Origin of the sequence: Chryseobacterium vaccae (assembly GCF_009602705.1) — a bacterium.
Lineage (GTDB): Bacteria > Bacteroidota > Bacteroidia > Flavobacteriales > Weeksellaceae > Chryseobacterium > Chryseobacterium vaccae.
In genome coordinates this window covers 414533-438576 of the sequence record NZ_VSWH01000001.1, presented here as the reverse complement: position 1 = coordinate 438576, position 24044 = coordinate 414533, and the positions used below count along the sequence as shown (strand labels likewise).

The 24044-nt window shown below is 36.9% G+C and carries 26 protein-coding genes; 11 read left to right on the top strand and 15 right to left on the bottom strand.

Annotated elements, in window-relative coordinates:
- On the top strand, nt 1–735 hold the full coding sequence (locus FW768_RS01950; protein WP_153391890.1) for a DUF72 domain-containing protein: 735 nt from the start codon (nt 1–3) through the stop codon (nt 733–735).
- 23 nt (nt 736–758) lie between these two features.
- Here the strand turns inward: FW768_RS01950 and FW768_RS01945 are convergent, their stop codons facing one another.
- Nucleotides 759–1583: a carboxypeptidase-like regulatory domain-containing protein gene (locus tag FW768_RS01945; protein WP_153391888.1), complete on the bottom strand. Its 825-nt coding sequence runs from the start codon at nt 1581–1583 to the stop codon at nt 759–761.
- 492 nt (nt 1584–2075) lie between these two features.
- Here FW768_RS01945 and FW768_RS01940 point away from each other — a divergent pair, with 492 nt between their 5' ends.
- The 6 genes from FW768_RS01940 (at nt 2076) to FW768_RS01915 (ending at nt 7847) form a co-directional block, all read left to right on the top strand.
- Nucleotides 2076–2942: a polysaccharide deacetylase family protein gene (locus tag FW768_RS01940; protein WP_153391886.1), complete on the top strand. Its 867-nt coding sequence runs from the start codon at nt 2076–2078 to the stop codon at nt 2940–2942.
- Nucleotides 2943–3065: 123 nt separating this feature from the next.
- Entirely contained in the window at nt 3066–3725 is a 660-nt protein-coding gene (locus FW768_RS01935; RefSeq protein ID WP_153391884.1) for a YggS family pyridoxal phosphate-dependent enzyme, read from the top strand.
- A gap of 56 nt (nt 3726–3781) precedes the next feature.
- Nucleotides 3782–4966 (top strand): sigma-54-dependent transcriptional regulator, encoded by a 1185-nt coding sequence (locus tag FW768_RS01930; protein WP_153391882.1) that lies wholly within the window; start codon nt 3782–3784, stop codon nt 4964–4966.
- A 102-nt stretch (nt 4967–5068) separates the two neighbouring features.
- A complete protein-coding gene (locus FW768_RS01925; RefSeq protein ID WP_153391880.1) occupies nt 5069–6430 on the top strand; it encodes an MATE family efflux transporter in 1362 nt (453 codons plus the stop codon).
- A 94-nt stretch (nt 6431–6524) separates the two neighbouring features.
- Nucleotides 6525–7346 (top strand): GLPGLI family protein, encoded by an 822-nt coding sequence (locus FW768_RS01920; protein WP_153391878.1) that lies wholly within the window; start codon nt 6525–6527, stop codon nt 7344–7346.
- 6 nt (nt 7347–7352) lie between these two features.
- Nucleotides 7353–7847, top strand: a complete 495-nt coding sequence (locus FW768_RS01915; RefSeq protein WP_153391876.1) for a hypothetical protein — start codon at nt 7353–7355, stop codon at nt 7845–7847.
- A 93-nt stretch (nt 7848–7940) separates the two neighbouring features.
- Here FW768_RS01915 and FW768_RS01910 read toward each other — a convergent pair whose 3' ends face one another.
- From FW768_RS01910 to FW768_RS01895, 4 genes are all read right to left on the bottom strand, one after another.
- Entirely contained in the window at nt 7941–8102 is a 162-nt protein-coding gene (locus tag FW768_RS01910; protein ID WP_231128612.1) for a GNAT family N-acetyltransferase, read from the bottom strand.
- 301 nt (nt 8103–8403) lie between these two features.
- Nucleotides 8404–8565 (bottom strand): GNAT family N-acetyltransferase, encoded by a 162-nt coding sequence (locus FW768_RS01905; protein ID WP_231128611.1) that lies wholly within the window; start codon nt 8563–8565, stop codon nt 8404–8406.
- Between the two features lie 288 nt (nt 8566–8853).
- Complete coding sequence (locus FW768_RS01900; protein ID WP_153391874.1) at nt 8854–9357, bottom strand: GNAT family N-acetyltransferase; 504 nt, start codon at nt 9355–9357, stop codon at nt 8854–8856.
- Nucleotides 9358–9662: 305 nt separating this feature from the next.
- Nucleotides 9663–10226 (bottom strand): Crp/Fnr family transcriptional regulator, encoded by a 564-nt coding sequence (locus FW768_RS01895; RefSeq protein ID WP_153391872.1) that lies wholly within the window; start codon nt 10224–10226, stop codon nt 9663–9665.
- Nucleotides 10227–10304: 78 nt separating this feature from the next.
- On the opposite strand from FW768_RS01895, the gene FW768_RS01890 reads away from it, so the two are divergent.
- Complete coding sequence (locus FW768_RS01890; RefSeq protein WP_153391870.1) at nt 10305–10994, top strand: HAD family hydrolase; 690 nt, start codon at nt 10305–10307, stop codon at nt 10992–10994.
- Nucleotides 10995–11034: 40 nt separating this feature from the next.
- Here the strand turns inward: FW768_RS01890 and FW768_RS01885 are convergent, their stop codons facing one another.
- On the bottom strand, nt 11035–11745 hold the full coding sequence (locus FW768_RS01885; RefSeq protein WP_153391869.1) for a hypothetical protein: 711 nt from the start codon (nt 11743–11745) through the stop codon (nt 11035–11037).
- 73 nt (nt 11746–11818) lie between these two features.
- Nucleotides 11819–14221 (bottom strand): alpha/beta hydrolase family protein, encoded by a 2403-nt coding sequence (locus tag FW768_RS01880; RefSeq protein ID WP_185151922.1) that lies wholly within the window; start codon nt 14219–14221, stop codon nt 11819–11821.
- Between the two features lie 120 nt (nt 14222–14341).
- Here FW768_RS01880 and FW768_RS01875 point away from each other — a divergent pair, with 120 nt between their 5' ends.
- Entirely contained in the window at nt 14342–14503 is a 162-nt protein-coding gene (locus FW768_RS01875) for a bacteriocin-like protein (RefSeq protein WP_153391867.1), read from the top strand.
- Between the two features lie 56 nt (nt 14504–14559).
- On the opposite strand, the gene FW768_RS01870 is transcribed toward FW768_RS01875, so the two are convergent.
- Both FW768_RS01870 and era read right to left on the bottom strand, forming a co-directional pair.
- Nucleotides 14560–14988, bottom strand: coding sequence for a DoxX family protein (locus tag FW768_RS01870; RefSeq protein WP_153391865.1), 429 nt, complete (start codon nt 14986–14988; stop codon nt 14560–14562).
- A gap of 65 nt (nt 14989–15053) precedes the next feature.
- Nucleotides 15054–15929 carry a GTPase Era gene (gene era, locus FW768_RS01865; protein ID WP_153391863.1) on the bottom strand — a complete coding sequence of 292 codons (876 nt, stop codon included), beginning with the start codon at nt 15927–15929 and terminating at the stop codon, nt 15054–15056.
- Nucleotides 15930–16129: 200 nt separating this feature from the next.
- Here era and FW768_RS01860 point away from each other — a divergent pair, with 200 nt between their 5' ends.
- Nucleotides 16130–16693 carry a Crp/Fnr family transcriptional regulator gene (locus FW768_RS01860; protein ID WP_153399736.1) on the top strand — a complete coding sequence of 188 codons (564 nt, stop codon included), beginning with the start codon at nt 16130–16132 and terminating at the stop codon, nt 16691–16693.
- Between the two features lie 292 nt (nt 16694–16985).
- Nucleotides 16986–17312: a DMT family transporter gene (locus tag FW768_RS01855; protein WP_153391861.1), complete on the top strand. Its 327-nt coding sequence runs from the start codon at nt 16986–16988 to the stop codon at nt 17310–17312.
- Between the two features lie 75 nt (nt 17313–17387).
- Here the strand turns inward: FW768_RS01855 and FW768_RS01850 are convergent, their stop codons facing one another.
- The 6 genes from FW768_RS01850 to FW768_RS01825 all read right to left on the bottom strand — a co-directional run bounded on the left by FW768_RS01850 (nt 17388) and on the right by FW768_RS01825 (nt 24018).
- Nucleotides 17388–18155: a class I SAM-dependent methyltransferase gene (locus FW768_RS01850; protein WP_153391859.1), complete on the bottom strand. Its 768-nt coding sequence runs from the start codon at nt 18153–18155 to the stop codon at nt 17388–17390.
- Nucleotides 18155–18964, bottom strand: a complete 810-nt coding sequence (gene map, locus FW768_RS01845; RefSeq protein ID WP_153391857.1) for a type I methionyl aminopeptidase — start codon at nt 18962–18964, stop codon at nt 18155–18157. The genes FW768_RS01850 and map overlap by 1 nt, the downstream gene beginning before the upstream one ends.
- Before the next feature lie 88 nt (nt 18965–19052).
- The gene (locus FW768_RS01840) at nt 19053–19484 is read right to left on the bottom strand and encodes a BT0820 family HAD-type phosphatase (protein WP_062699114.1); all 432 of its coding nucleotides are present in this window, start codon (nt 19482–19484) and stop codon (nt 19053–19055) included.
- A gap of 95 nt (nt 19485–19579) precedes the next feature.
- Nucleotides 19580–20557: an acyl-ACP desaturase gene (locus tag FW768_RS01835; protein ID WP_153391855.1), complete on the bottom strand. Its 978-nt coding sequence runs from the start codon at nt 20555–20557 to the stop codon at nt 19580–19582.
- 153 nt (nt 20558–20710) lie between these two features.
- Nucleotides 20711–22252, bottom strand: a complete 1542-nt coding sequence (gene gpmI, locus FW768_RS01830; protein ID WP_153391853.1) for a 2,3-bisphosphoglycerate-independent phosphoglycerate mutase — start codon at nt 22250–22252, stop codon at nt 20711–20713.
- 521 nt (nt 22253–22773) lie between these two features.
- A complete protein-coding gene (locus tag FW768_RS01825; protein WP_185151921.1) occupies nt 22774–24018 on the bottom strand; it encodes a DUF2268 domain-containing putative Zn-dependent protease in 1245 nt (414 codons plus the stop codon).
- Between the last annotated feature and the right edge of the window lie 26 nt (nt 24019–24044).

The following is a 24044-nucleotide window of genomic DNA, read 5'->3' as shown; positions in this document are numbered from 1 at the left end:
ATGAAAAAAGAAAGTCTTTACATTGGATGTTCGGGATTTTATAATAATGACTGGAAAGGGTCATTATATCCTGAAAATGCCCAAAGTAAAGACTTTCTTACTTTATATTCACAAGTCTTTAATTCGGTGGAAATCAATTCAACTTTTTACCGTAAGCCAACTGCTAAAACTCTTCTGAAATGGTATAATGAAACCCCTGATCATTTTAGGTTTTTCATCAAAATCCCAAAAATCATTTCGCATGAAAAACGTCTGAAAGCATGTAAAGAAGAGATTACAGAATTCTCCAGTCATATTGCTGATCATTTAAAAGAAAAGCTTTCCGGGTTTTTATATCAGTTCCCGCCTTCTTTTAAAAATTCTCCGGAAAATCTGGACCTGATTCTCAACAATATTAATTTCGGATATATTAATGTCATTGAGTTCCGTCATCATTCCTGGTGGCAGGAAAATGTCTTTACCTTATTAAAAGAACACAAGATTATTTTTTCCGGTGTCAGCTTTCCGGGCGATCTCCCGCAGGATATCATCATTAATCATCCTGGAATTCTTTATTACAGGCTTCATGGAAAACCTATCCTTTACAAATCTGAATATAGTTATAGCTTCCTTAATGATCTTGCAGAAGAAATGCTCAAAGCGGAAAAGAAAGTCTTTATATTTTTCAATAATACCTGGGGAACAGCGGCCATCAATAATGCTTTGTATTTAAAAAAGCTTTTAGAAGTGGATTAAACTAAGAAAAACATTTAGAGTTTTCATTTTTCTACCAGAACATCCACATTAATGGAAGGTTCACCCGCTGAAAACTTTTTCCATTCTCCGAAATAGTTTCTGTAATAGGTATTCTTTGAAAATGCAAAAATATTTCCTGCCAGATAAAGTTTCCCTTTAAAATCTTCAGAAACTCTCACTGATACAAAAAAATCTTCATTAATCCAGATTCCTTTATCACTCACATCAAGAGAAACCATATTATTTTTAACATCATCCTTGGTAACAGTCATTTTCAGCGTTTCATTGGCCAGAGATTCCCCCGGAAAACCATTTTCAGATTTTTGAATGTCAAAGATTAATGTAACAGGCTGTTCCAATGTAAAAAAAGCCAGATTAACATTAATTCCCTTCACCTTAACTCTTTTAGTATTCTTAACCCTTATAGCATATTCCCTGAACAATTTGGACGCATCTTCCGAGTTGTAGCCGCAGTAGCTTCTCTTTGCATTTCTGGTTCCAAAATTTTTCAGAACGTATTTTTTAGGGGTAATTTCCACCTTATCTATTTCAATAGCCCTCTCTTTAAGAACAATAGTATGATTTTCCAATGCTTCAAACGCTGAAATATTCATCTGAAAGGGCTCATAACCATTCACTGCTATTTTTAAGATTTTATTTTTTTCAATACCCTCGAGATTGATTATGTACTTTCCTTGTCTATCTGTAACATCTCCAATATCTGTATTTTCAACTCCAATTCTTGCATCGGAAACTGGAGATTGCTTTTCGGTAACAATTGTTCCTGATATTTGTTGAGCAGATAATTTTCCTGCGGCCAACAGCAGAAATAGGTATTTGAGTTTCATGATTTCAAAATAAGTTCCGAATATAAGAAGAATAGCATTATTCCAGCAGACTTTAAGAAATAATAAAACTGGAAGATGGAAGAAGGAGGTTGGAAGTTACTTTTAGTTATAGATACTGAAAACCTCTGTAAAATCAGATCAGCTAAAAAAAGAGATCAATCTATTCTTTATGACCTCCATAACTTCCCTCTTCCCGCTCCCAACTTCAAATCTGTATAAAGTTTTCAATTAAAATAAATCACCAGGAAAAGAAGAATGTATTATTCATCAGAAAAAGCATTAATAGAAATATTGTCAACATCAATAAATGTTAAAAAATAAAGATAATCAAACATAAACTAAATTTTAACATTTTAGTTAAAAAACATTAAAAAGAAAGCACCTTAAAATAACCTTAAAAAGCAGATTTTTAACAAATACTGGCATATATTTTGTTAACATTTACATGTTAATTTTAACGATTTTTTAACAATTTAAAATTCCATTATCTTTATGAGAAAAATTTTTGCGGAAAAGTCAGTAAACAAGACTTTTCTAGGGATGCTTGCATTGGTGAGTGCAACTTCATTTTTACTAAACAGCTGTAATTACAAAACTGATGTGAAAGAATCCCAACAGGTCATTTCACAGGAATATCCCCCCGCAGAAATAGTTCCCGGGTCTGATGAAGAAACGATAGATCCGGATAAAAGGGTCATTTATCTTACTTTTGATGACGGTCCCAATCAGGGTACAGAAAATCTCATCAGAATCCTTAATAAAAGAAATGTGTGTGCTACGGCATTTTTAGTTGGAAAACATGCTTATGGCAGCAAAAAACAGAAAGATGATATGGAACTTTTAAAAAGCAATCCATTGATTGAGCTGGCTAATCACAGTTTTACACACGCTCATAATAAATACACCGATTTTTATAAAAATGCGGATGCTGTAGTTCATGATTTTAACATTGCAAAAGACAGCCTTAAGCTTTATGATAAAATAGCAAGAACTCCGGGAAGAAACATCTGGAGGCTTAACAATATTAATGTAACAGACATCAAGAGTTCTACTGAGGCTGCCAATGGTCTCAAAAAAGCAGGATATAAAGTGATTGGATGGGATCTTGAATGGAGACCGTCTCCGCAAATGACTTTAAAAGGAAGCCATGAAGCCATGCTGAGAAAAGTAGACAGCATCTTCCTGAATGATCTGGAAAAGACTTCGAGACATCTTGTTTTCCTGACCCACGATCAATACCTCAGAGACGCAGATTCTATCAACGAGCTGGATATGTTTATTGAAAAACTACAGAAGAGCAACAAGTTTGTGTTCAGAAAAATATCACAATATCCTAAGATCAACGAGATTCTGAATTAATAGTATGATGCCTTAGAATCTAGACATTCATCATCAACTACCCTGTACATCATCAGCTAATGTCTCTCAACTATTTTGCAGATTCATTAGTTTTTTGTTTTTATTATTCTGAAATTTGCATTTATGGATATTAAAGTAAATTATAACGCAATACTACAGCATCTCCCGGCAGGAGTACAATTGGTAGCTGTTTCAAAAACACATCCGGCTGAGGCTGTTAAGGAGGTTTACGATCTGGGACAAAGGGTATTTGGAGAGAACAAGGTGCAAGAATTAATGGAAAAGTATCCGCTTCTTCCTAAAGATATCCAGTGGCATCTGATCGGACATCTGCAAACCAACAAGGTGAAGTATATCGCTTCTTTTATAGATACCATTCAAAGTGTGGACTCTGAAAAACTTCTTTCTGAGATCGACAAAGAATCAGGAAAGCATAACAGGAAGATCAAAGTACTTCTTCAGGTAAAAATTGCTGAGGAAGAAAGCAAATTCGGACTTGACATTCCTGAAGCCAGAAATTTGTTTGAAAAATATCTTAACGGTGATTTTCCAAATGTTGAGGTTACCGGACTCATGGGAATGGCTACATTCACAGACGATGAACAGCAGATCAGGAGAGAATTTTCAATTTTAAAAGCTCTTTTTGATGAATTTAGTCAATCAAAAACACTGGAAACCTTATCAATGGGAATGAGCGATGATTTTCCGGCAGCTATTGAATGCGGAGCCAATTCCATACGGGTTGGATCTGCAATTTTCGGCAGAAGAGATTATTTAAAATAGAATTTTTAGGTATGGTTTTTGCTAATAATTGAATCAAAAAATTTAAATTTGCAACTATGCAAAAAATCCTTATTGTAGAAGACGAAAAAGCAATCTCAGGAGTATTACATAATATTCTTTCTGATGAACTTACTGATTATGAATTCATTATTGCCGAAGACGGCCTTGAAGGTTATAAACAGATAGAAAAAGAAGATTTCGCACTGGTGATCTCTGATATCAAGATGCCTAAACTTTCAGGAACTGAACTTTTAAAACAAAGTATTCTGCTGAAACCTGAAACCACTTTTATCATGATCTCCGGTCACGCAGATATCGACTCTGCTGTTTCCTGTCTGAAGGAAGGTGCATACGACTTCATCTCCAAGCCCATTGACATCAACAGGCTGATCACCAGCGTAAAGAATGCACTGGCTAAAGAGTCTTTAAAGAAAGAGAACAAAAATCTTCAGACTGAAAATAAAACCTTAAAAAAGAAGGTCAACAAAAAATATCAAATGATTGGTGAATCTTCTGCCCTTAAGAAAATTCAGGATATGATTGAAAAGGTTGCTGTTTCAGATGCAAGAGTTCTGATCACAGGACCTAACGGTGCCGGAAAAGAGCTGGTAGCTCACGCCATCCATAACCAGAGTGAAAGAGCAAGAGGTCCAATGGTGGAAGTGAACTGTGCGGCAATCCCGTCTGAACTTATTGAATCTGAATTATTTGGACACGTAAAAGGTTCATTTACAGGAGCAATTAAGGATAAGCAAGGAAAATTTGAGCAAGCCAACGGTGGTACCATCTTTTTGGATGAGATTGGTGATATGAGCCTTATTGCTCAGGCTAAAGTATTGAGGGCTCTTCAGGAAAGTAAAGTTTCTCCGGTAGGAAGCGATAAGGAAATAAAGGTAGATGTAAGAGTGATTGCGGCTACCAACAAAAATATGCAGAAGGAAATTGAAGAAGGAAAATTCAGAGAAGATCTTTACCACAGGCTTTCTGTGATTGAAATTTATGTTCCGCCTTTGGATGACAGAAAGGAAGATATTAAATTATTAGTAGAGCATTTCTCCGGTATGATTGCCGATGAACATGGTACTGCTGTGAAAAAATTTGATGATAAGGCTATTGGAGCTCTAAAAGCGCTTTCATGGACCGGAAATATCAGAGAACTTAGAAATGTGGTGGAAAGATTAATTATTCTTGGCGGAAATTCTGTTTCTGAGGAGGATGTTGCAAGTTTTGTAAGGAAATAATTTAATTAAACATTAAATAAATTATAAAAATTTGCAGTAGCCTTACTGCAAATTTTTTTTTTGGAACTATTGAAGATATAACTATATGAATCATAAAATACTATGAACTTTTTAAACAAAAATTATACGAAAGAATGCCTGACTTTGGCTCTTCCTGTTATGCTTACACAGGTGGGGCAGGTCTCGGTGAATTTATTCGACAATATTATTGTCGGAAAACTTTTAGGAGCAGATGCACTGGCGTCTGTTTCATTGGGGAATGCCGTATTTTTCTCCATATTTGTACTGGCGCTGGGGTTTTCATTTGCTATACCGCCGCTGGTTTCTGAGGCGCATTCCAAAGAGGATCATGCGACCATTAACTCTGTATTCAGCCACGGATTTGTCATCAATATGTCTGTAGGGATCATCCTGATGGGGCTTCTGCTTTTAGCGATGCCTCTGCTCTATCACTCCGGACAGCCGGAAAAGATTATCCCGAACACAGTGGACTTCCTCAGTATTATGGCGATCAGTATGATCCCATTCATGGCTTTCCAGACCCTGCGTGAAGTTTCTGAAGGGCTATCTTATACCATAGGAGTTACCAAGGCTACCATCATTGCCAATATCATCAATATTGTACTAAACTATGTTTTCATCAAAGGGCTTTGGATCTTCCCGGAAATGGGTGTGAAAGGATCTGCTTTAGCAACGCTGATCTCTAGAATTTTCATGGTAGTGTTCCTGTATTTTGTATTGGTAAAAGAGAAGAAAACAAGACGTTATATCAAGGATTTTTCTTTAAAAATTCAGGATTTCTCCAAGCAAATGTTTGATAAAATGGTGAAACTGGGATTACCAACAGCCTTACAGATGTTCTTTGAAGTAACTGCTTTTGCGGGAGCTGCATTCATCTGCGGACTGATCTCTGCTCATGATATTGCTTCTCACCAGATTGCATTAAGTATGGCCTCATTCACCTTCAATCTATGTGTTGGTTTCAGTGTAGCGTCAACAGTAATGATCGGAAGAAAATTAGGTGAACAAAACTTTGTTGAGCTAAGAAAAGTGGGAATCAACAACCTGAAGATCGCATTTATTTTTATGTGTATCTGCGGATTGGTCTTTATTTTAGGCCGAAATATCCTTCCTACGTTCTTTACCAAGAAAGAAGAGATTGAGGTGATTACTTTAGCTTCTAAACTCATGATCATTGCTGCCCTATTCCAACTTTCAGACGGAATTCAGGTGACTGCTCTTGGTATGCTTCGAGGATTACAGGATGTAAAAATACCATCCATCTACACTTTTATCGCTTATTGGGTTATTACCATTCCATTAGGATATTTCCTTTGTGTCACTTTAAAAATGGGTGCTTTCGGGATGTGGATTGCTCTGGGACTGGGACTTACGGTTTCTGCTGTATTCCTGGTAAAACGATTCTTAAATATGTCTGCAAAGAGGATTAAGCAGACCTTATAAAAAGTACTTCTATAAAAATGAACGCAGAGCCTGAAACTCTGCGTTTTTTTATTTTATTTTACTACTTTTGAACCATCTTATTTTAAACGATACCATGAAAAAAATACTATTCCTGCTGGCTTTATATGCAGGTTCTTTTTATCAGTCTCAAACTAACAGATTCACCTACCAGCTTCAGTTCAGAAAAGAGGCTTCGGAAGATTACAGGGAAAGTCTGATGAATCTGGACATCAGTCCTAAGTCCGTTAAATTTTACGATAAAAGATTCGCTGAATACGATTCTATCAATAAACTGGATCGTGGAACCACTTCACGTTACAGTACCAGAACTGATCAGGTTATTGAGAGAAAACCGGATTCCTTCAAAAATAACTGGTATAGAGATTTCCATGATTATTTCATTGTAAAAACAAATGATGAAATGAAATGGAAACTGCTTCAGGAAACACAGGAATACAACGGTTATAAACTTCAGAAGGCCACAACCGATTTCGGAGGCAGAACTTGGACGGCCTGGTTTTCCAATGAAGTGAATATCAAAGAAGGTCCTTATAAGTTCAGAGGTCTTCCGGGGTTAATCTTTATCCTCGAAGATGCAGACCAGAATTTTGTTTATAAACTGATTAACAATAAAAAGCTGAGTACGGAATTCGATACCAAAGATTTTATGGAAAGTCATTATGGTAAACAGGCGATTCCCATAACCAACGAAAAATTCAATACCTATGTTGAAAATTTGTATGCAGATCCTACCCGGATATTTGCAGAGGGGGTAAAAAACGGCAACAAAGCCAATTTTAAAAATGAAACGGTAGAATCTATTGCAGAACTGAACAGTAAAAAAGCAATGCTGCAGAACGGAATTAAGGAGCGGTATATTTATATTGAGAAAGATAAGCAGCCTGTTTTTAAATAAACCAATATGCTAACAACAGAACAGATTCATGGGATGATGCTTAATTATGACCAGAATATTTCAAGGCTGGAAATCATTATTGAAGGGGTCAACAAAGCGGTTACTCACCTAAGATCAGAAGAACTTGGCATTGATTGGTGGGGAACATTAGATGAGAAATATGAACATGAATTAATTTACAGACTGGCTATTCTTGCTTTCGAGGACTATTTAGAAAAGACTATAGGAAGCTTTAAGGTGGAACCCTCAAAAGAAAAAGACTATCTTCAGCTCTATCATTCAGAACCAGCTATTGACCTGATTTTTTCACTGGCGAAATATATAAAATGGAATCCTGATGCTTCTGAACAATTGAGCAAACATAACCTGAACCCAAATCTCTACCCTATTTATCATGGAGTTTTAGCATTAAATGAAAAAAGAGATCTGAATGCAATCATTAAACGATTACAAAACTGGAGGATTCAGCTTGTGAATCTAGCCTATTTTAAATCAGAATAAAATGATTGGATTAAGATATTATTCGTAAATATAATATTCGTAAACAAAAAATATAAGCGGTCACACAGGCCGCTTTTATATTTACTCTACTTTTTATCCCAAAATTTTCAGGCTTCTTTTCACACCGTCCAGAATGGCAACATCTGGTAATGTTCCCCAGTCTTCAAATTCGAAGTTCCGGAAGAGTTTCAGGCTTGGTTCATTGTGTAGGAAAATAAGAGCAACAAGGGTATGAATTTCAAATTTCGTTCGCATTAAAGCTCCATCAGACCACATATTAATAACTATAATTATCAGGTCGCTCCTACGGAGCTCTCCTTAGATCATGTACTAAATTCTATGAACAGAGTACTCCTATGGAGCACTTAAAAAGCTCAAATAAAATCATATTTTTTTACAAAAATTTATAATTTGATCATCAAATTATAGCACTTAATATAAGTTTGATTTTCTTATCCCGAAATGAGGTTAATTAGGGGTCGACAATGAGTTTTTATAATATTGTCAGAAAAAATATAAGCGGTCACACAGGCCGCTTTTGTATTTACTCTACTTTTTATCCCAAAATTTTCAGGCTTCTTTTCACACCGTCCAGAATGGCAACATTTGGTAATGTTCCCCAGTCTTCAAATTCGAAGTTCCGGAAGAGTTTCAGGCTTGGTTCATTGTGTAGGAAAATAAGAGCAACAAGGGTATGAATTTCAAATTTCGTTCGCATTAAAGCTCTATCAGACCACATATTAATAACTATAATTATCAGGTCGCTCCTACGGAGCTCTCCTTAGATCATGTACTAAATTCTATGAACAGAGTACTCCTATGGAGCACTTAAAAAGCTCAAATAAAATCATATTTTTTTACAAAAATTTATAATTTGATCATCAAATTATAGCACTTAATATAAGTTTGATTTTCTTATCCCGAAATGAGGTTAATTAGGGGTCGACAATGAGTTTTTATAATATTGTCAGAAAAATATAAGCGGTCACACAGGCCGCTTTTGTATTTACTCTACTTTTCGTCCCAAAATCTTCAGACTTCTTTTCACACCGTCCAGAATGGCAACATCTGGTAATGTTCCCCAGTCTTCAAATCCGAAGTGCCGGAAGAGTTTCAGGCTTGGTTCGTTGTGTAGGAAAATAAGAGCAACAAGGGTATGAATTCCGAATTTTGGAGCGTTATCTATACAATACTGAAGAATTTCCCTGCCATAGCCTTTTCCCCTGCAGCTTTCATCCAGATAAATACTGACCTCTGCCGTTCCGCTGTAAGCAGCTCTTTCATGAAATGAGCTGAAGCTTACCCAGCCTACTATCCTGCCTTCATGATCTTCTACCATCCAAAGCGGTCTTGTGTCCGGATGATGCTCATCAAACCATTGATGCTTACTTTCTACCGAAACTTCCTCCACATCTGCTGTTACCATTCTCGAAGCAATGGTTGAATTGTATATTTCAACAATTTTCCCAAGGTCCTGTAATGCCGCATTTCTGAATGTGATCCCGTTCATTATTTTTTATTCAAAATTAATAAAATTACACAACACCCCCTAAATAAAAACAATATGGAATTAAATTTCAATCAAATAACACAAAAACACCCTATAAAAACAAGAGCAAATAAAATTAAATAAACATTAATTAGGAATAAGAATTTGTAATTCAGGTAGGTTTGAAGTTGGAAAACGAAAGAAGAAAGTTATGAAAGTCATCAATAATAGCTGTTGATTTATTATTTATCTGTTTAAGTAATTTAATTAGTAATTATAGCTAAAAGTAACTTCCAGCGTCCCTCTTCCAGCTTCCAGCCCTTTAATCAAATTAAGTTCTTCAAAGCTCTATTTAAACTTCTTACTGTAATTCCCAGATACGCCGCCATATCTTCTTTTGAAAGATGAATCCCCTGCTGTGCCTGCAGTTCAAGAAGCTGTCCCAAAGTATGTTCCGTTGTATAAAGCTGCTGGTAGGATGCACGGCTGGAAGTATTGACAATCCTTTGTGCAAATACATCGAGCAGCAGATTATTCAGAGCCAGATCGCTTTTAATCAGAGATTGGAAATAAGAAATTGATAAAGTATAAACACAGACATCCGTTAAAGCTTCAATACTGCATAAACACGGAATATTCCGGATCAGTTCTATTTCCCCGATGATCTCTCCCCTTCCAAGAAACTCCACGATATATTCTTTGCCGTTCTCCTCCACAAAAAAACATTTGGTGATCCCGTCTTTAATCAACATAATCTGAGAAGGTTTCTGGTTCTGAACCAATATTTCTTCTCCTTTCGAAAAAGATTTCAACATAATATTTCTTTTATTTTCTTCCTTATCATAAAGGCTTTCTATATAATCTAAAAATAACTGATTGGTTCGTAACATATGATATCCGGGACAAATGTCCTTTCCTTGTTTATTTTTTATTCTGAATTTTGCGGTAAGAAAAATACAAAAACTAAAATGAATAATCACATCACCACCATTGCTTTTGACGCAGACGATACACTTTGGATTAATGAACCTTATTTCCAGGAAGCAGAAAAGGAATTCTGTGTATTGCTCGAAGATTATCTGCCTCAGCACTCTGTTTCCCAGGAATTATTCAAAACGGAAATGCAGAACCTCCATCTTTACGGATATGGTGTAAAAGGTTTTATGCTCTGCATGATTGAAACGATAAGCAGGGTTTCAGGAGGCACAGCTAATTTTCAGCTGGTTAACAGAGCCATTGAGATTGGTCAGGAATTGCTTCAAAAACCCATAGAGCTGCTGGAAGGTGTTACCGAAACCCTGGAAAGCCTGAAAGGAAAATACCGTCTGGTAGTAGCTACAAAAGGAGACCTTCTGGATCAGGAACGTAAGCTTAAAAATTCGGGACTGCAGGAATATTTCCATCATATTGAGATCATGAGTGACAAAAAGGAAAGCGATTACAGAAAGCTCCTGAAACATCTGGACTGCCAGCCTGAAAATTTTCTTATGCTTGGTAACTCCATAAAATCTGATATTCTGCCTGTTTTAGAAATCGGTGGATCTGCCGCCCATATTCCTTATCATATCACCTGGGCTCATGAACAGCATGAGAACACTCTTGAACACGAACATTTCATGGAGCTGAAAAGCATTAATGAAGTGCTGAAACATTTGTAAATAATAAAACCGCTGTTTGAAAGCGGTTTTGTGTTTTCAGTCAGTTTCCGCAAAATTCCAGATATTTTTTTATCATTTCAGAATTGTATTTCTTTTCAAAATAAGCTAGTCTTTCATAATATTCGGGGCGTTTTTTTTCTTTATAGTGATATACCCCTGCAATAATTTCCACTAAGCTTTTTGTTGAGGATGAATCATTAAGAACGAGCTGTTCAAATTTCATCAGAACTGAATCAAGCTCGGTTTCAGCCCATCTGATTTCTCTCTGATCCATCTGATCCAGTAACTCATCCTGATATTTGAGAGCTCTCATACTGTCGACATATTTTTTGTCAGCTATCCTACTTTTCAGACCATCCTTTTCCCAAAACACATTTTTATAGAGTTCATCGGCAAGAAATGAATTAAAACCCACACACCCTAACTTGCTCCTAACAGAATCGTTATGTTTTAAATAATAGGAAAAGAGTTTATCCAGACCATTTAGTTTTCTTTCAAAAAAAGTTTGCGAAACATATGCTTTTACAACCGGAGTACCGTGATAAGCCATATACTCTATTTCCTCATCTGATGCATTTTTACCCAGATCAGAATAAAGCTCAAATATACTGCTTCTTTCTCCTGCATACCCGATGGCAGCAGACTCTACCATTTTGCTTTCAGACAGTTTTTTATAAATCTCATTCGTTTTTTCAGACAGCTGTGCGAAGCTTAGAACAGGAATCAAAAATAAAATACAGTATTGTTTCATAAGTGTGTTTATCAGTTTCAACGGAACAAAAAAGCCCGCTTAGTATCAAACGGGCTTTACCTTTAAATATTTTCTATTTCTTTAAACATTTTTCTAAGAACTGGTCCTGTTCCCATAAAAGATGCAGGATATTTTCTTTGGCCATATAACTGTGGGCTTCTTTTGGCAGAAGAACCATTTTTACCGGCGCTCCCAGGTTTTTCAGAGCCTGGAAATATCTTTCGGTCTGAAGGGTAAAGGTTCCCGGATTATTGTCTGCGTCACCATGCACCAGCAGTAATGGAGTTTTCATTTGGTCGGCATGCATGAAAGGAGACATTGTATTATAAATTTCCGGAACATCCCAGTAATTTCTCTGCTCCATCTGGAATCCGAACGGAGTCAGTGTTCTGTTGTACGCTCCGCTTCGGGCAATACCGCAGGCAAATAATTTGGAATGGGTAAGAAGGTTTGCCGTCATAAAGGCTCCATAAGAATGTCCTCCTACAGCTACTTTCTTTTTATCAATATAGCCTAACTGATCTACTGCGTTGATAGCGGCCTCAGCATTGGCTACCAGCTGGGGAATAAAAGTGTCGTTCGGTTCAGTCTTGCCTTCACCAATAATCGGGAAAGCAGCATCATCCAGCACGGCATATCCTTTTGTAGTCCAATAGACAAAAGATCCGTAATAAGGGAAGGTGAAATCATTTGGGTTTTGAGTATTCTGGCCTGCCGTATTTTTGTCTTTATATTCTGTAGGATAAGCCCAGATCAGCAACGGAAGCTTTTCTTTCTTTGCCTTACGGTCATAGCCTGCCGGAAGGTATAAGGTTCCGGTCAGCGTTACCCCATCGTTTCTTTTATAGGTGATCACTTCTTTATAGACATCCTTGATGCTTTCAAACGGATTGGCAAAGCTGGTAACCGCCTCTGCTTTATTGGATTTAATATTCTTTTTGAAATAATTCGGATATTGGCTGGAAGACTGTTGGGTTGTCAGAATCTCTCCTTTTGCGGGATTCAGAATATCCACAATTTCTTCTTTTGCATTTTTAAGATCGGAAGTGTACAGCCTTTTCTTTTTCAACGATTTCATATCCATCTCATCAATAAAAGGGTGCTGTCCGTCTTTGGTAAATCCGTCACCAATCAGATAAGATTTCCCGCCTTTCATATCAATTACATATCTTCCGTACTGATTTTTCGTGGTATTAAATCTCCCCGGATCACTGTATACGTCCTGGGAATTTCTATCTTCTATGATTTTCGATTCTGAATTATTAAGATCTACTAAGAAAGACTTTGTATTTCTGGTGTCATACCAACCCTCGGAAATAACCGCATAGTGATCATTCGTCCAATCTGTTCCTTCATACCTCTGTTTTGTTTTGAAGAATGATTTAGGAGATGCAGTAAACGGAGCTTCCCATGTAAATATCTCATCTCTGAAATCTGCAGCTTTAGACTGATCTCCGCCATCCAGTGCTTCAGCGTAGACTAATGTAGCCGGAGCATCACTTCTCCATCCCATACTTCTTTTTCCTGTTCTTACGGAAGAAAACCCTTTGGGCATCACTTCATTTAAAGGAACTTCATTGACTACTTTCACTGTATTTCCCTTCATATCATACACCGTGGTCGTCAATGGAAATCTATTATAAGGAACGATATAGGAGAATGGCTTTTTAACCACAACTGCCATTAAATAATTTCCATCGGGAGAAAAGCTCAGACCTACATACATATCCTTGTCCTTTACTTTTTTCAGGTTACCGTTCAGGTCAACACTATAAATTTCAGAAGCGGTGATTACCTCAAAGTTTTTCTCATCCTGAGGATTCTTAAGCAGATCCTGATAGGTTCTGTTCTGCGAAACTTTACCGTCTGCCGTAGAAACAATTGGTCCTGTTGGAAGATCTTTATCTGAATTAATCAGAGCAGGTCTATTCTGAGGAAGAGTTCTGATCAATAAATTCTGTGAATCATTATACCATTGATAAGGAGTTCCTACATTCGCATTAAGGTTATCACTGGTCATTTTCTTAGCAGCAGCTGTTTCCATATCTACAACCCAGAGCTCTACTCCTTTTCCTGTTGTATTGGTAAAAGCCAGCTTTTTTTCATCCGGAGAAAATGAAATAGATGTTATTTTGGGATTGGAAGGAAGATTTTTTACCTGAATTTCATCCTTATCATTGATTTTCCGGATCTTCAGATTGTTTGAATACGTAACCGTACTTGAAATATTGGTTATGGGATTAATCCTAAGCCCTCCCAGTTTCAGTTCCTGTTGGTTAAGATCTTCCAGAGTTTTATAAGTCGGGCGGTAGGTAAAAACAACCCAGTCTTTTTTACTGTTCATCAGAACCCCGGGAGGTCTCTCATAATCTGCCAGTTTAAGGATTTCCGCAGATGGTTTTTGATAAGCAATATTTTCCTGCGCATCATAAAAATTAAGAAATGCCAGGAGGCAGATGGTCAGTTTTATCTTCATAAAAAATCATTTCCACTAATATAATGAAATTTGAAACAGATATGAAATTTATTAAAATAATCCCATGAATGTGAATAATTAATATTTTTTACTTACTTTTAATATTCAAAATAAAACAATATGAAAAATTTAAGAAAATTATCCAAAAGCAATCTGAAAACAATTATCGGAGGAAGTGCTCCTTTATGTGATGATGGCTACAGAGCCTGCGTAGTAGGCAGAACGGAACACGGATCTCCCATCTGGGACTGCATCCCGACTTCATCTCCCTGCAGGCCATAAAAAGCAAAAGAGGCACCTCATTTCTGGGATGCCTCTTTAATTTTATAGATTTAAGCTTACCAATCTGAAGCTCTTTTTCTTTTTTCTATCATGTGATCCACAGATACCTTTCCTGCGCCAAATACTAACAGCAGAAGATATACAGACAGATATATCAGGCTCATTTCTCTTTTATCAAAAGGATCTGCCCCGTGTACTACAAAAGCAGCCATGATCATGGTGAAGATCAGAAATCCTAAAGAAATCCTTGTAAAAAGGCCAAGGATCAGAAGTATTGAACAAACAAATTCAGCAAAAACAGTGAGAATCAATGAAATCTGAGGGCCTAGTCCTATGAAATCATAAAATTCAATTTTCCCGCCTCCTATAAGCGTCTGAAGTTTAGGAAAACCGTGAGACAGCATGGCAAAACCAATAAATACTCTCACTACTAATAAAACAAGATCTTTAGGGACTGAGCTGGAATTCGAGTTTAAATAGTTCATCTACTAAAAATTTAGACTAAGGTAATAAAAATCTTTTAATACAACGGGATTCCGGTGTTTTTAGTTTATCTGTACCCGAAATTTTTAAGATCTCTGTCGTTTTTACGCCAGTCTTTTTTCACTTTCACGAATAAATTCAGATGGATCTTTTTACTGAAGAATTTTTCAAGGTCCAGTCTCGCTTCTGTTCCTACTTTCTTAATGGCCTCACCTTTATGCCCGATAATAATTCCTTTCTGGGTATCTCTTTCTACATAAATAATAGAATCGATGAAAATAATTCCTTCTTTTTCTTTGAACTGTTCTGTTACAACTTCTACTGAATAAGGAATTTCTTTTTCATAGTTGAGAAGGATCTTTTCACGGATTGCTTCATTGACAAAAAATCTTTCCGGTTTGTCGGTAAACTGGTCTTTTTCATAATATGGCGGGCTTTCCGGCAGCAATGATTTTAATTTAGGAAGAATAATCTCTGTGTTGAAAGCATTAAGTGCCGAGATAGGAAGAATTTCCGCTTTCGGAATTCTGCCATGCCATAATTCTACCAGTTTTTCAAGTCCTTCCTGATTAGTCTGATCTACTTTGTTCAGAAGAAGAAGTACAGGAACCGGAATTTTATTCAGTTTATCAATTAAAAACTCTGAAGGTTCTGCCTTATCGGTTACATCTACAATGAACAGGAAAACATCAGCATCCTGCAAAGAATCCTTTACAAAATCCATCATTTTTTCCTGAAGCCCGTATTTTGGATCCAATACTCCCGGAGTATCAGAAAATACGATCTGTAGGTCATCTTCATTATAAATTCCAAAAATTCTGTGACGGGTTGTCTGGGCCTTTTGTGTTACAATTGCCAGCTTCTCTCCCATCAATTGATTCAACAGGGTAGATTTTCCGGCATTAGGCTTTCCGACTATATTTACAAATCCAGCTTTATGCATAAAAATAATATTACGAACTGCAAAGTTACTAAAACAAAACCGGTCTTCAGGGTTTATCTCCAATTTTAGGAAGAAAAAAGCTTTATTTACTGATACAGTTCTCGGAAATGATTTGTGAGTATCTAAATTGTAAAAAATGAATGTATTTTATTGTATTGCATAGGCTAAAACTGATATTTTTGAAAACCAGAATTCTTTTTATGAATATAGACCAGATCCTTGACCGAATATATGTTCTTCCTGAAGCTTCCAGAATGAGTTTAAAGAAACATATTACTGAAGTTTCATACCCTAAAAATTTCTGTCTTATGGAGGCAGATAAGATTATTCCTTACGTCTATTTCATCCGGAAAGGTATTGCCAGGGCTTATGCTACTACTGCGGAAAATGATATCACCTTCTGGTTCGGAAGTGAGGGCCAAACAGTGATCTCAATGAAAAGTTACGTTGAAGATAAACCCGGCTATGAAAGTATTGAGCTTCTGGAAGACTGTGATCTGTACAGATTGGAAACAGAAAACCTCAAAACATTATTTAACGAAGATATCCATATTGCGAACTGGGGACGAAAACTGGCTGAATCGGAAATGATAAAATCCGAAGAATTGATTATTTCCAGACAATTTAAAACCTCTCTGGAACGGTATAAAGATCTGATTACTTACAGTCCTGATCTTCTGAAAAGAGTTCAGTTGGGGCATATTGCCTCTTATTTGGGCATCACACAAGTCAGCCTGAGCAGGATAAGGGCAGAAATCAAATAGTTAGGAAGCCGGAGGATGGAAGAGGGACGATTTCAAGCTCATCAATAATAAATAGTTATTTTTTTTAGTTAATTTGATTTTATAGTGGCTTTTTCATCATCTATAACTAAAAGTAACTTCCAACCTCCTTCTTCCATCTTCCAGTCTGTATGCTTAAACTCCTTAACCCGAACTCAGATTAATATTAATTCCTCTCCATCTCTGAAATTAAGCCTGAAAATTCATTTTTTATCATTTGTAAAATTTTTTTCCCTTTCGAATCCTGAAATTTGCAGTAGAAAAATTTAAGAAAATGAACTGGATTATTTTAATCATTGCCGGAATATTTGAAGTAGCTTTTGCTTCATGTCTGGGGAAAGCCAAAGAAACATCGGGATCTGAAATGTATTACTGGTATGCAGGATTTCTGGTAACGATGACCATCAGTATGGTTCTTCTGATCAAAGCAACACAAACTCTGCCGATAGGAACCGCTTATGCCGTATGGACCGGTATTGGTGCTGTAGGAACAGCTCTTATGGGAATTTTCTTTTTTAAAGACCCGGTAAGCTTCTGGAGAGTATTTTTTATCGTTACTCTGATTGGGTCTGTAGTAGGTTTAAAATCTGTTTCTCACTAAAATCCTTCACCACATATTTTTAAAACAACTTCTATCTATCAATATAAAACCGTCTTCTAGTTGAAGACGGTTTTATTATTTTTTGAAAACTACGGGAAGGATTTCATTATGCCTTAATCCGTATTTTTTTATTTCCTCATCGGAGAATTTCTGGGAATAGAAATTAGGATCGGTTTCAAAACCGGTTTTTCTTAAACGGTCGAAGTAATCCATTCCGTACCAGCGCACATGATCGTATTGACCAAAGTGCTTTTGCCGTTCTTTCGGATCTTTGATAGAGAAGTCTTCGTAGGTTTTTTCCAATGAATTTTTCATGGGAACCTGGAAAATTCCCCATCCACCGGGTCTCATCACCCTGTAAAGCTCACTCATAGCCTTGCCATCATCTTCAATATGCTCAAGAACATGATTACAGAAAACAATATCAAAACTTTCATCTGCGAAAGGCAGGTCCAGAATATCTGCTTTTACATCCACAATGGGAGAAAACAAATCTGCAGAGATGTAATCCAGGTTTCTCATTCTCTTGAACTTTCTCAAAAACTCCTGTTCGGGAGCAATATGCAGAACTTTATAGTTTTTGATGAAAAAATCTGTTTCATTCTGAAGATACAGCCACATCTGGCGGTGTCTTTCGAGACTTAGAGTACCGGGAGAAAGTGCATTTTCCCGTTGTTTTCCATATCCGTAAGGAAGGAACTTTCGGTACGATCTTCCATCAATAGGATCAAAGAACTTATCTCCTTTGAAAAACTGGTAAATAAGAGGTCTGGCCCAGATGCTCATTTTGATCAGCATCGGACGCGGAATTTTATTGAGTAAAAGTTTCGTTACTTTTTTCATTAAAAATCCAATTGGAATGGCTTCTCTTCGTCACTTACAATTCCTAATGCTTCGTATACATACTGGAAAGTAGAAAGCAATACCGGTTTACCATTGATTACCGCTACATCATGTTCGAAATGGGCAGAAGGCTGGTTATCCAAAGTTGTTACCGTCCACCCGTCATTATGAAACTTCACTTTTTCAGTTCCAAGATTAATCATGGGTTCGATAGCAATCGCAAGACCGTCTTTAATTACTTTTCCGCTTCCTTGTCTTCCGTAATTAGGAACCTGTGGATCTTCATGCATTTTTCTGCCTAAACCGTGTCCTACCAATTCTCTCACTACCCCATAGCCTTCTTTTTCACAATGTGCCTGGATTGCATGGGAAATATCTCCGATTCTTTTTCCTCGTACACACTGCTCAATTCCTTTGTAAAGAGATTCTTTAGTTACCTGCAACATTTTTTTTACCTCGGGTTTTACTTCCCCGATTTCAAAAGTATAGGCATGATCTCCCACAAAACCGTTCAGAATTACTCCACAGTCTACGGAAAGAACATCTCCTTCTTTTACAATATCTTTATTAGGGAAACCATGAACCACCTGTTCGTTCGGAGAAATACATAAAGAATTCGGGAAGCCTCCATATCCTAGAAAAGCAGGCTCAGCACCATGATCTTTAATAAAATCGTGTGCTAATTTATCCAGATATAAGGTATTGATTCCCGGTTTAATTTCTTTTGCCAGCATTCCCAGTGTCTTGGAAACCAGTCTGGCACTCTCCTTCATCAGGCGGAGCTCCTCTATTGTTTTTAACTGAATCATTGTTTTAATTTACCAATGTATTTATATAAAAGTGTATCAATAGTAAATGATACGCTGTCTGATTATGCTATTATGATATTGGTCTTTTCTACCAGAAAAGTCCTTTTTTCTTTTCTTTTTTAAGTTTTGAATAAGCCAGAACTTCTTTTCCTTCTACACGGAATTCTATTCTTTCCTGAATAATGTTGTAAATTTCTCCCCAACCCGGAAATCCGCCTAAATTTCTGTCATCAATGAACCAGTCTGCATCCAGTTTTCTGGACTGTGTTTCAGAATCAAATACTTCTCCCTCAAAGCTGGAATTCACTGCATAGAACTCTATCCCGTTCTCTCTGCAGAATTCTACGGCTTCATCTAATGTTTTCCCATGTCTGTATGTCCAGAGAATTAATCTGTAGCCTTCTGCCTGAAGTCTTTTAAGGGTTTCAAAAGCAAAAATCTTTGCTTTTCCAATTGCCGGATAAGCGTCATCCACGATGGTTCCGTCAAAATCAACAGCAATTTTTTTATTATTTAGCATTTTTGTTCTTTTTTTAGCTTTGCAAAGATAAGAAATAAAAAGAGTGCCAAAAAACGATGACACTCTTAGTTTTATAATTTAATGATTATGCTGAACTAACTTTTTACCCAACTGAACTGGAACTGCAGATCGGGAGTAGAAACCCTGTCGGTAATCTTCTGTAATCTGGCAGGTAATTTCATTAAGTATTCCTGAGCTTTTTCAGCTTTTTCAGTAAGCCCTTTTACATGCTCAATCTTCCATTCATCCAACAATTCTTTCATAATATTGATATAGTCCTGGCCTGTGTAAACCATACATCTCTGTGCTGCATCTGAGAAATGCCCCCAAAGCTCTCCTGCTTTCTGGCCGGATTGTCTCATAAGGTGTGCCGGCATTACAATTTTCTTACGCATCATATCTTCAAAAGCAAGAATCATTTCTGAAGGATCGATTTCAAGAATCTTAGCTACGAAATGTTTGTAAGCTTTAGCGTGTCTTGCCTCATCTGCTGCAATCACCCCACACATTTTGGCCAGTTTTCCGTTTCCGGACTGTTTTGCCAGTGTTCCTACTCTACGGTGAGAAATATTGGTAGCTGTTTCCTGGAAGCTTGTATACACAAAGTTTCTATATGGATCCATGCTTGTTCCCAGATCAAAGCCGTCGTTAATCAGATATTGAGTAGTGATTTCCACTTCTCTCATATTTACTCTTCCGCACAGGTAAAGGTATTTATTCAGAAGATCTCCATGTCTGTTTTCTTCGGCAGTCCAGGCTCTTACCCAGTTTACCCAGCCTACGCTTTCTTCCTGATTTACTCCGTCTACTCCCATCAGCCAGGATTCATAAGAAGGCAGCGCCTCTTCTGTAATGCAGTCCCCGATAAGGGTTACAAACAAATCATAAGGCATTTCACGAGCGAAGGTCTGAATTTCCTCTAAATCATATTTAAAGTCGGCGCTTGAAGGATCCGGAAGCATGTCTGAAGGCTGCCAGATCTTTTCGATCGGCGTTAAAAATTTTTCCAGAAAAGAACCTACCTCCTTTTCCAGAATTCCCATTACTTCTTTCCTAACAAGCTTTTGATACATTGTAACTCTATTAATTTTAAACAGCAAAGATATGATTTATTTATTATTTACCGCATAATAAAGTATGCAACTCATATCATGTCTGACATAAATCATAAAAGAAGACCGTGATACACTACTATAACGGTACTTTTTTATCATTATTGTTGAATTTTAGCTAACTAAAATATTTCCGGTCATAATTTCCGGAATTTCCACTCCCATTACTTTCAATATGGTAGGAGCTACATCTCCCAGTTTACCCGGTTTAAGATTCCAGATATGGTCTTTATCCATAACAATAAAAGGAACCAGATTGGTTGAATGCTGGGTATTAGGCGTTCCGTCCGGGTTGATCATTACATCGGAATTTCCGTGGTCAGCCAGAATAAAAACAGTATATCCGTTCTCATAAGCGGCAGTGGCTACTTTTTCAATACACTTATCTACTGTCTCAGCAGCTTTTACAGCAGCTTCAAAAACTCCGGTATGTCCTACCATATCTGTATTGGCAAAATTTAAACACACAAAATCTGCGGTTCCATTTTCCAATTCCGGAACAATAGCATTGGTTATATCATAAGCAGACATTTCCGGCTTCAGGTCGTAGGTAGGAACATCTTTCGGGCTTGGACAGAGCAATCTTCTTTCGCCTTCAAATTCTTTTTCCCTCCCCCCTGAAAAGAAGAATGTTACGTGAGGATATTTTTCTGTTTCGGCAATTCTGATCTGGGTTTTTCCATTTCTTTCAAGCACTTCTCCCATGGTATCTTGCAGGACATTTTCATCAAAAACAACCTGTACATTCTGGAATGTTTTGTCGTAATTGGTAAGTGTTACGTAATAAAGATTCAGTTTATTCATAGAATATTCCGGGAAATCTTTTTGGGAAAGTACTTCTGTAATCTCGCGACCTCTGTCTGTACGGAAATTAAAGCAGATCACTACATCATTATCGATGATCTTTGCTACAGGCACCACATTTCCGGTTGCTGTAGTATTAACCATAATGATCGGTTTCAGGAATTCATCTGTGACATTACTATCATAAGAAGCCTTAATTGCTGCTATTGCATCTGTAGTCTGAAGTCCTATCCCTTCTACAAGGGCATCATATGCTAATTTTACACGTTCCCATCTTTTGTCTCTGTCCATAGCATAATAACGCCCCACAATGGTTGCCAGTTTTCCTGTGGTTGCTTCCATGTGTTTCTGCAGCTCTTCGATAAAGCCTAACCCTGAATGCGGATCGCAGTCTCTTCCGTCTGTAAATGCATGAACAAAAACATTTTCATTCAGTCCGGATTCTTTTGCAGCCGTTAAAAGACCTTTCAGGTGATTGATATGAGAATGTACTCCTCCATTGGATACCAACCCTATAAAGTGTACTTTTTTATTTTCTTTTTTAGCATATTCAAAAGCATCCTGAATGACTTTTTCCTGTCCTAAAGTTCCGTTTTCCACAGCCATATTGAGTTTTACCAGATTTTGGTAAACCACTCTTCCGGCTCCTAAATTCATGTGTCCTACTTCAGAGTTCCCCATCTGTCCTACCGGAAGTCCTACTGCCAGGCCGCTTGCTTCAAGGGTTGTATGAGGAAATTTTTTATAGCAGCTGTCAATAAACGGTGTGTCTGCTTTGTCTATCGCTGAAACGTCCGGATTCATTCCCAGCCCCCATCCGTCAAGGATTGCTAATATTGCTTTTTTTGACATTTTGTAAAACTTTTGTTATACAAATTTACCTAATTTCCGATGAACAGAAGAATTTGCAGCGCTTAATTTTAATAGTGTACTTAATTTTTACTATCCAGTCTAAATCCAGTCTGCCTATGATAATTTGTATCGATTTTGTAACAGTTACTTATAAAATATCCGGGAGCTGTAGGAAAATGTTTTGCCACGAATTCACTAATATTAATTGGCTACTCATGCAAAATATGGAAAACAATTTAACGCAAAGTTGATGATTGATGCTGTTGATTTTAGGGAGCAAAGAGTAGAATCAACTTCGTTGATTCGATGAAGCGGATGAATAGTCATGCAGCATCATTAACAAAGCAATCGCTCTGTTTTCATTTTTCTCACAGGTATTAAAAGTCTGCTGTATAAGTTTTAGCTAAAGCCAATGGATTGTTTTTATTATTTAGGCGGACTAAAGTCTGCCTCTATTGAATAACTCTGTAAATTATATAGTATTTTCACAGATCCAGATTGAGTAGATTTTCAATCTCTATTTATTGATTATCAGACCAGTTTATGATTTCATAATGTACCGGTTTTGAAGGCTTTTCCTCAATTCTAATATTCTGCCATTTGTCTTTTCCTTTTATATCCGCTTGAGACTCCCAGTTTCCTTTAGTGAATTTAAACTGGGCAGGAAAATGTATTTTTAAGGTAATGCTTCTTTCTTTGGCATTTTTTCTGTTCATTTTAATAGAGGAGGGTGTCCAGCTTCCTAATTCCGGCTGGTTTCCTGTAATGTATACCTCATCATTTTTATCAGGAACACTTACGGTGAAAGTAATTTCATGGGTTTCGTCTGAATACGGTTTATAGAAATCATCAAATTTCATCTTCTTGCTTTCTGTGTATTCTTTGATATAAGGATCTAAAAAGCCGCTTTCTTTCAGGAATTTCAACGGATCTTTAATATTCAGAATATCATGGATCGCTTTGTGTTTATCTTTTTGCTTATTGAAATAAGCTGCCGAAATTTTATAACCCATCCAATATCCCAGATCATTGGGCCTGTCATCTTTTTTACTGGTTCCGTAAAGCCAGTCTGTGTTATCATCATTTTTTAATTTGGTTACGAATTCCCGGCATAAAGCATCTAAATGAGTTTCTCCATAACGGAAAGGTCCTGTATTGATATTTTCACCCGAAATCATTTCACTGATAAAATCAGCCCCCCCTTCCATCAGGGTATTTTTTAATAAAGAACCATCTCCGCTGATATCCTGCTGAAAATGGATCAGCTCATGAGCTACAAGTCCCATCACCCCATCCAGATTGCTCAGCATTTCTGTTCCTATAATAATTCCGTCTTTGGAAACTGTTCCCCCGGAATTGAATCTTCCATAGACAAAATAAACGGGAGGAAATTTAGCGTCCGGATACCAGTATTTCATAGCACTGTAAATGGCCCTCGCTCTTTTTTCCTTTAGCCCTATTCCATCAAGCACATTGCGGGTTTTCAGGTAATCTGCTTTCCGTCTTTTCACCATCGTATATAATGAATCAGCATTAATGATCCTGAATTCTGTGAAGCCTTTAACTCCCAGTGAGCCATCCTTCATGTATTCTGTAAAGGGGTTATCTTTGGAAGTTTCCATTTTATCGAAAGCTTTCCAGAACTTTTCGGTATCACTGGTTTCAAAAACAGCATTCAGTGGATCATTGGAAAATCCAGATTGAGCATTTACTGTTGCACAAGTGAAAAAACAGACCGCAAGGAGCTGATTTATTTTTATTTTCATGGTATTCTTTTAATGAGTTTTATTAT

Excerpts from the sequence above, each read along its gene's own strand:
- FW768_RS01950 (WP_153391890.1), top strand. The coding sequence starts at position 1 with ATGAAAAAAGAAAGTCTTTACATTGGATGTTCGGGATTTTATAATAAT.
- FW768_RS01945 (WP_153391888.1), bottom strand. The coding sequence starts at position 1,583 with ATGAAACTCAAATACCTATTTCTGCTGTTGGCCGCAGGAAAATTATCT.
- FW768_RS01940 (WP_153391886.1), top strand. The coding sequence starts at position 2,076 with ATGAGAAAAATTTTTGCGGAAAAGTCAGTAAACAAGACTTTTCTAGGG.
- FW768_RS01935 (WP_153391884.1), top strand. The coding sequence starts at position 3,066 with ATGGATATTAAAGTAAATTATAACGCAATACTACAGCATCTCCCGGCA.
- FW768_RS01930 (WP_153391882.1), top strand. The coding sequence starts at position 3,782 with ATGCAAAAAATCCTTATTGTAGAAGACGAAAAAGCAATCTCAGGAGTA.
- FW768_RS01925 (WP_153391880.1), top strand. The coding sequence starts at position 5,069 with ATGAACTTTTTAAACAAAAATTATACGAAAGAATGCCTGACTTTGGCT.
- FW768_RS01920 (WP_153391878.1), top strand. The coding sequence starts at position 6,525 with ATGAAAAAAATACTATTCCTGCTGGCTTTATATGCAGGTTCTTTTTAT.
- FW768_RS01915 (WP_153391876.1), top strand. The coding sequence starts at position 7,353 with ATGCTAACAACAGAACAGATTCATGGGATGATGCTTAATTATGACCAG.
- FW768_RS01910 (WP_231128612.1), bottom strand. The coding sequence starts at position 8,102 with ATGCGAACGAAATTTGAAATTCATACCCTTGTTGCTCTTATTTTCCTA.
- FW768_RS01905 (WP_231128611.1), bottom strand. The coding sequence starts at position 8,565 with ATGCGAACGAAATTTGAAATTCATACCCTTGTTGCTCTTATTTTCCTA.
- FW768_RS01900 (WP_153391874.1), bottom strand. The coding sequence starts at position 9,357 with ATGAACGGGATCACATTCAGAAATGCGGCATTACAGGACCTTGGGAAA.
- FW768_RS01895 (WP_153391872.1), bottom strand. The coding sequence starts at position 10,226 with ATGTTACGAACCAATCAGTTATTTTTAGATTATATAGAAAGCCTTTAT.
- FW768_RS01890 (WP_153391870.1), top strand. The coding sequence starts at position 10,305 with ATGAATAATCACATCACCACCATTGCTTTTGACGCAGACGATACACTT.
- FW768_RS01885 (WP_153391869.1), bottom strand. The coding sequence starts at position 11,745 with ATGAAACAATACTGTATTTTATTTTTGATTCCTGTTCTAAGCTTCGCA.
- FW768_RS01880 (WP_185151922.1), bottom strand. The coding sequence starts at position 14,221 with ATGAAGATAAAACTGACCATCTGCCTCCTGGCATTTCTTAATTTTTAT.
- FW768_RS01875 (WP_153391867.1), top strand. The coding sequence starts at position 14,342 with ATGAAAAATTTAAGAAAATTATCCAAAAGCAATCTGAAAACAATTATC.
- FW768_RS01870 (WP_153391865.1), bottom strand. The coding sequence starts at position 14,988 with ATGAACTATTTAAACTCGAATTCCAGCTCAGTCCCTAAAGATCTTGTT.
- era (WP_153391863.1), bottom strand. The coding sequence starts at position 15,929 with ATGCATAAAGCTGGATTTGTAAATATAGTCGGAAAGCCTAATGCCGGA.
- FW768_RS01860 (WP_153399736.1), top strand. The coding sequence starts at position 16,130 with ATGAATATAGACCAGATCCTTGACCGAATATATGTTCTTCCTGAAGCT.
- FW768_RS01855 (WP_153391861.1), top strand. The coding sequence starts at position 16,986 with ATGAACTGGATTATTTTAATCATTGCCGGAATATTTGAAGTAGCTTTT.
- FW768_RS01850 (WP_153391859.1), bottom strand. The coding sequence starts at position 18,155 with ATGAAAAAAGTAACGAAACTTTTACTCAATAAAATTCCGCGTCCGATG.
- map (WP_153391857.1), bottom strand. The coding sequence starts at position 18,964 with ATGATTCAGTTAAAAACAATAGAGGAGCTCCGCCTGATGAAGGAGAGT.
- FW768_RS01840 (WP_062699114.1), bottom strand. The coding sequence starts at position 19,484 with ATGCTAAATAATAAAAAAATTGCTGTTGATTTTGACGGAACCATCGTG.
- FW768_RS01835 (WP_153391855.1), bottom strand. The coding sequence starts at position 20,557 with ATGTATCAAAAGCTTGTTAGGAAAGAAGTAATGGGAATTCTGGAAAAG.
- gpmI (WP_153391853.1), bottom strand. The coding sequence starts at position 22,252 with ATGTCAAAAAAAGCAATATTAGCAATCCTTGACGGATGGGGGCTGGGA.
- FW768_RS01825 (WP_185151921.1), bottom strand. The coding sequence starts at position 24,018 with ATGAAAATAAAAATAAATCAGCTCCTTGCGGTCTGTTTTTTCACTTGT.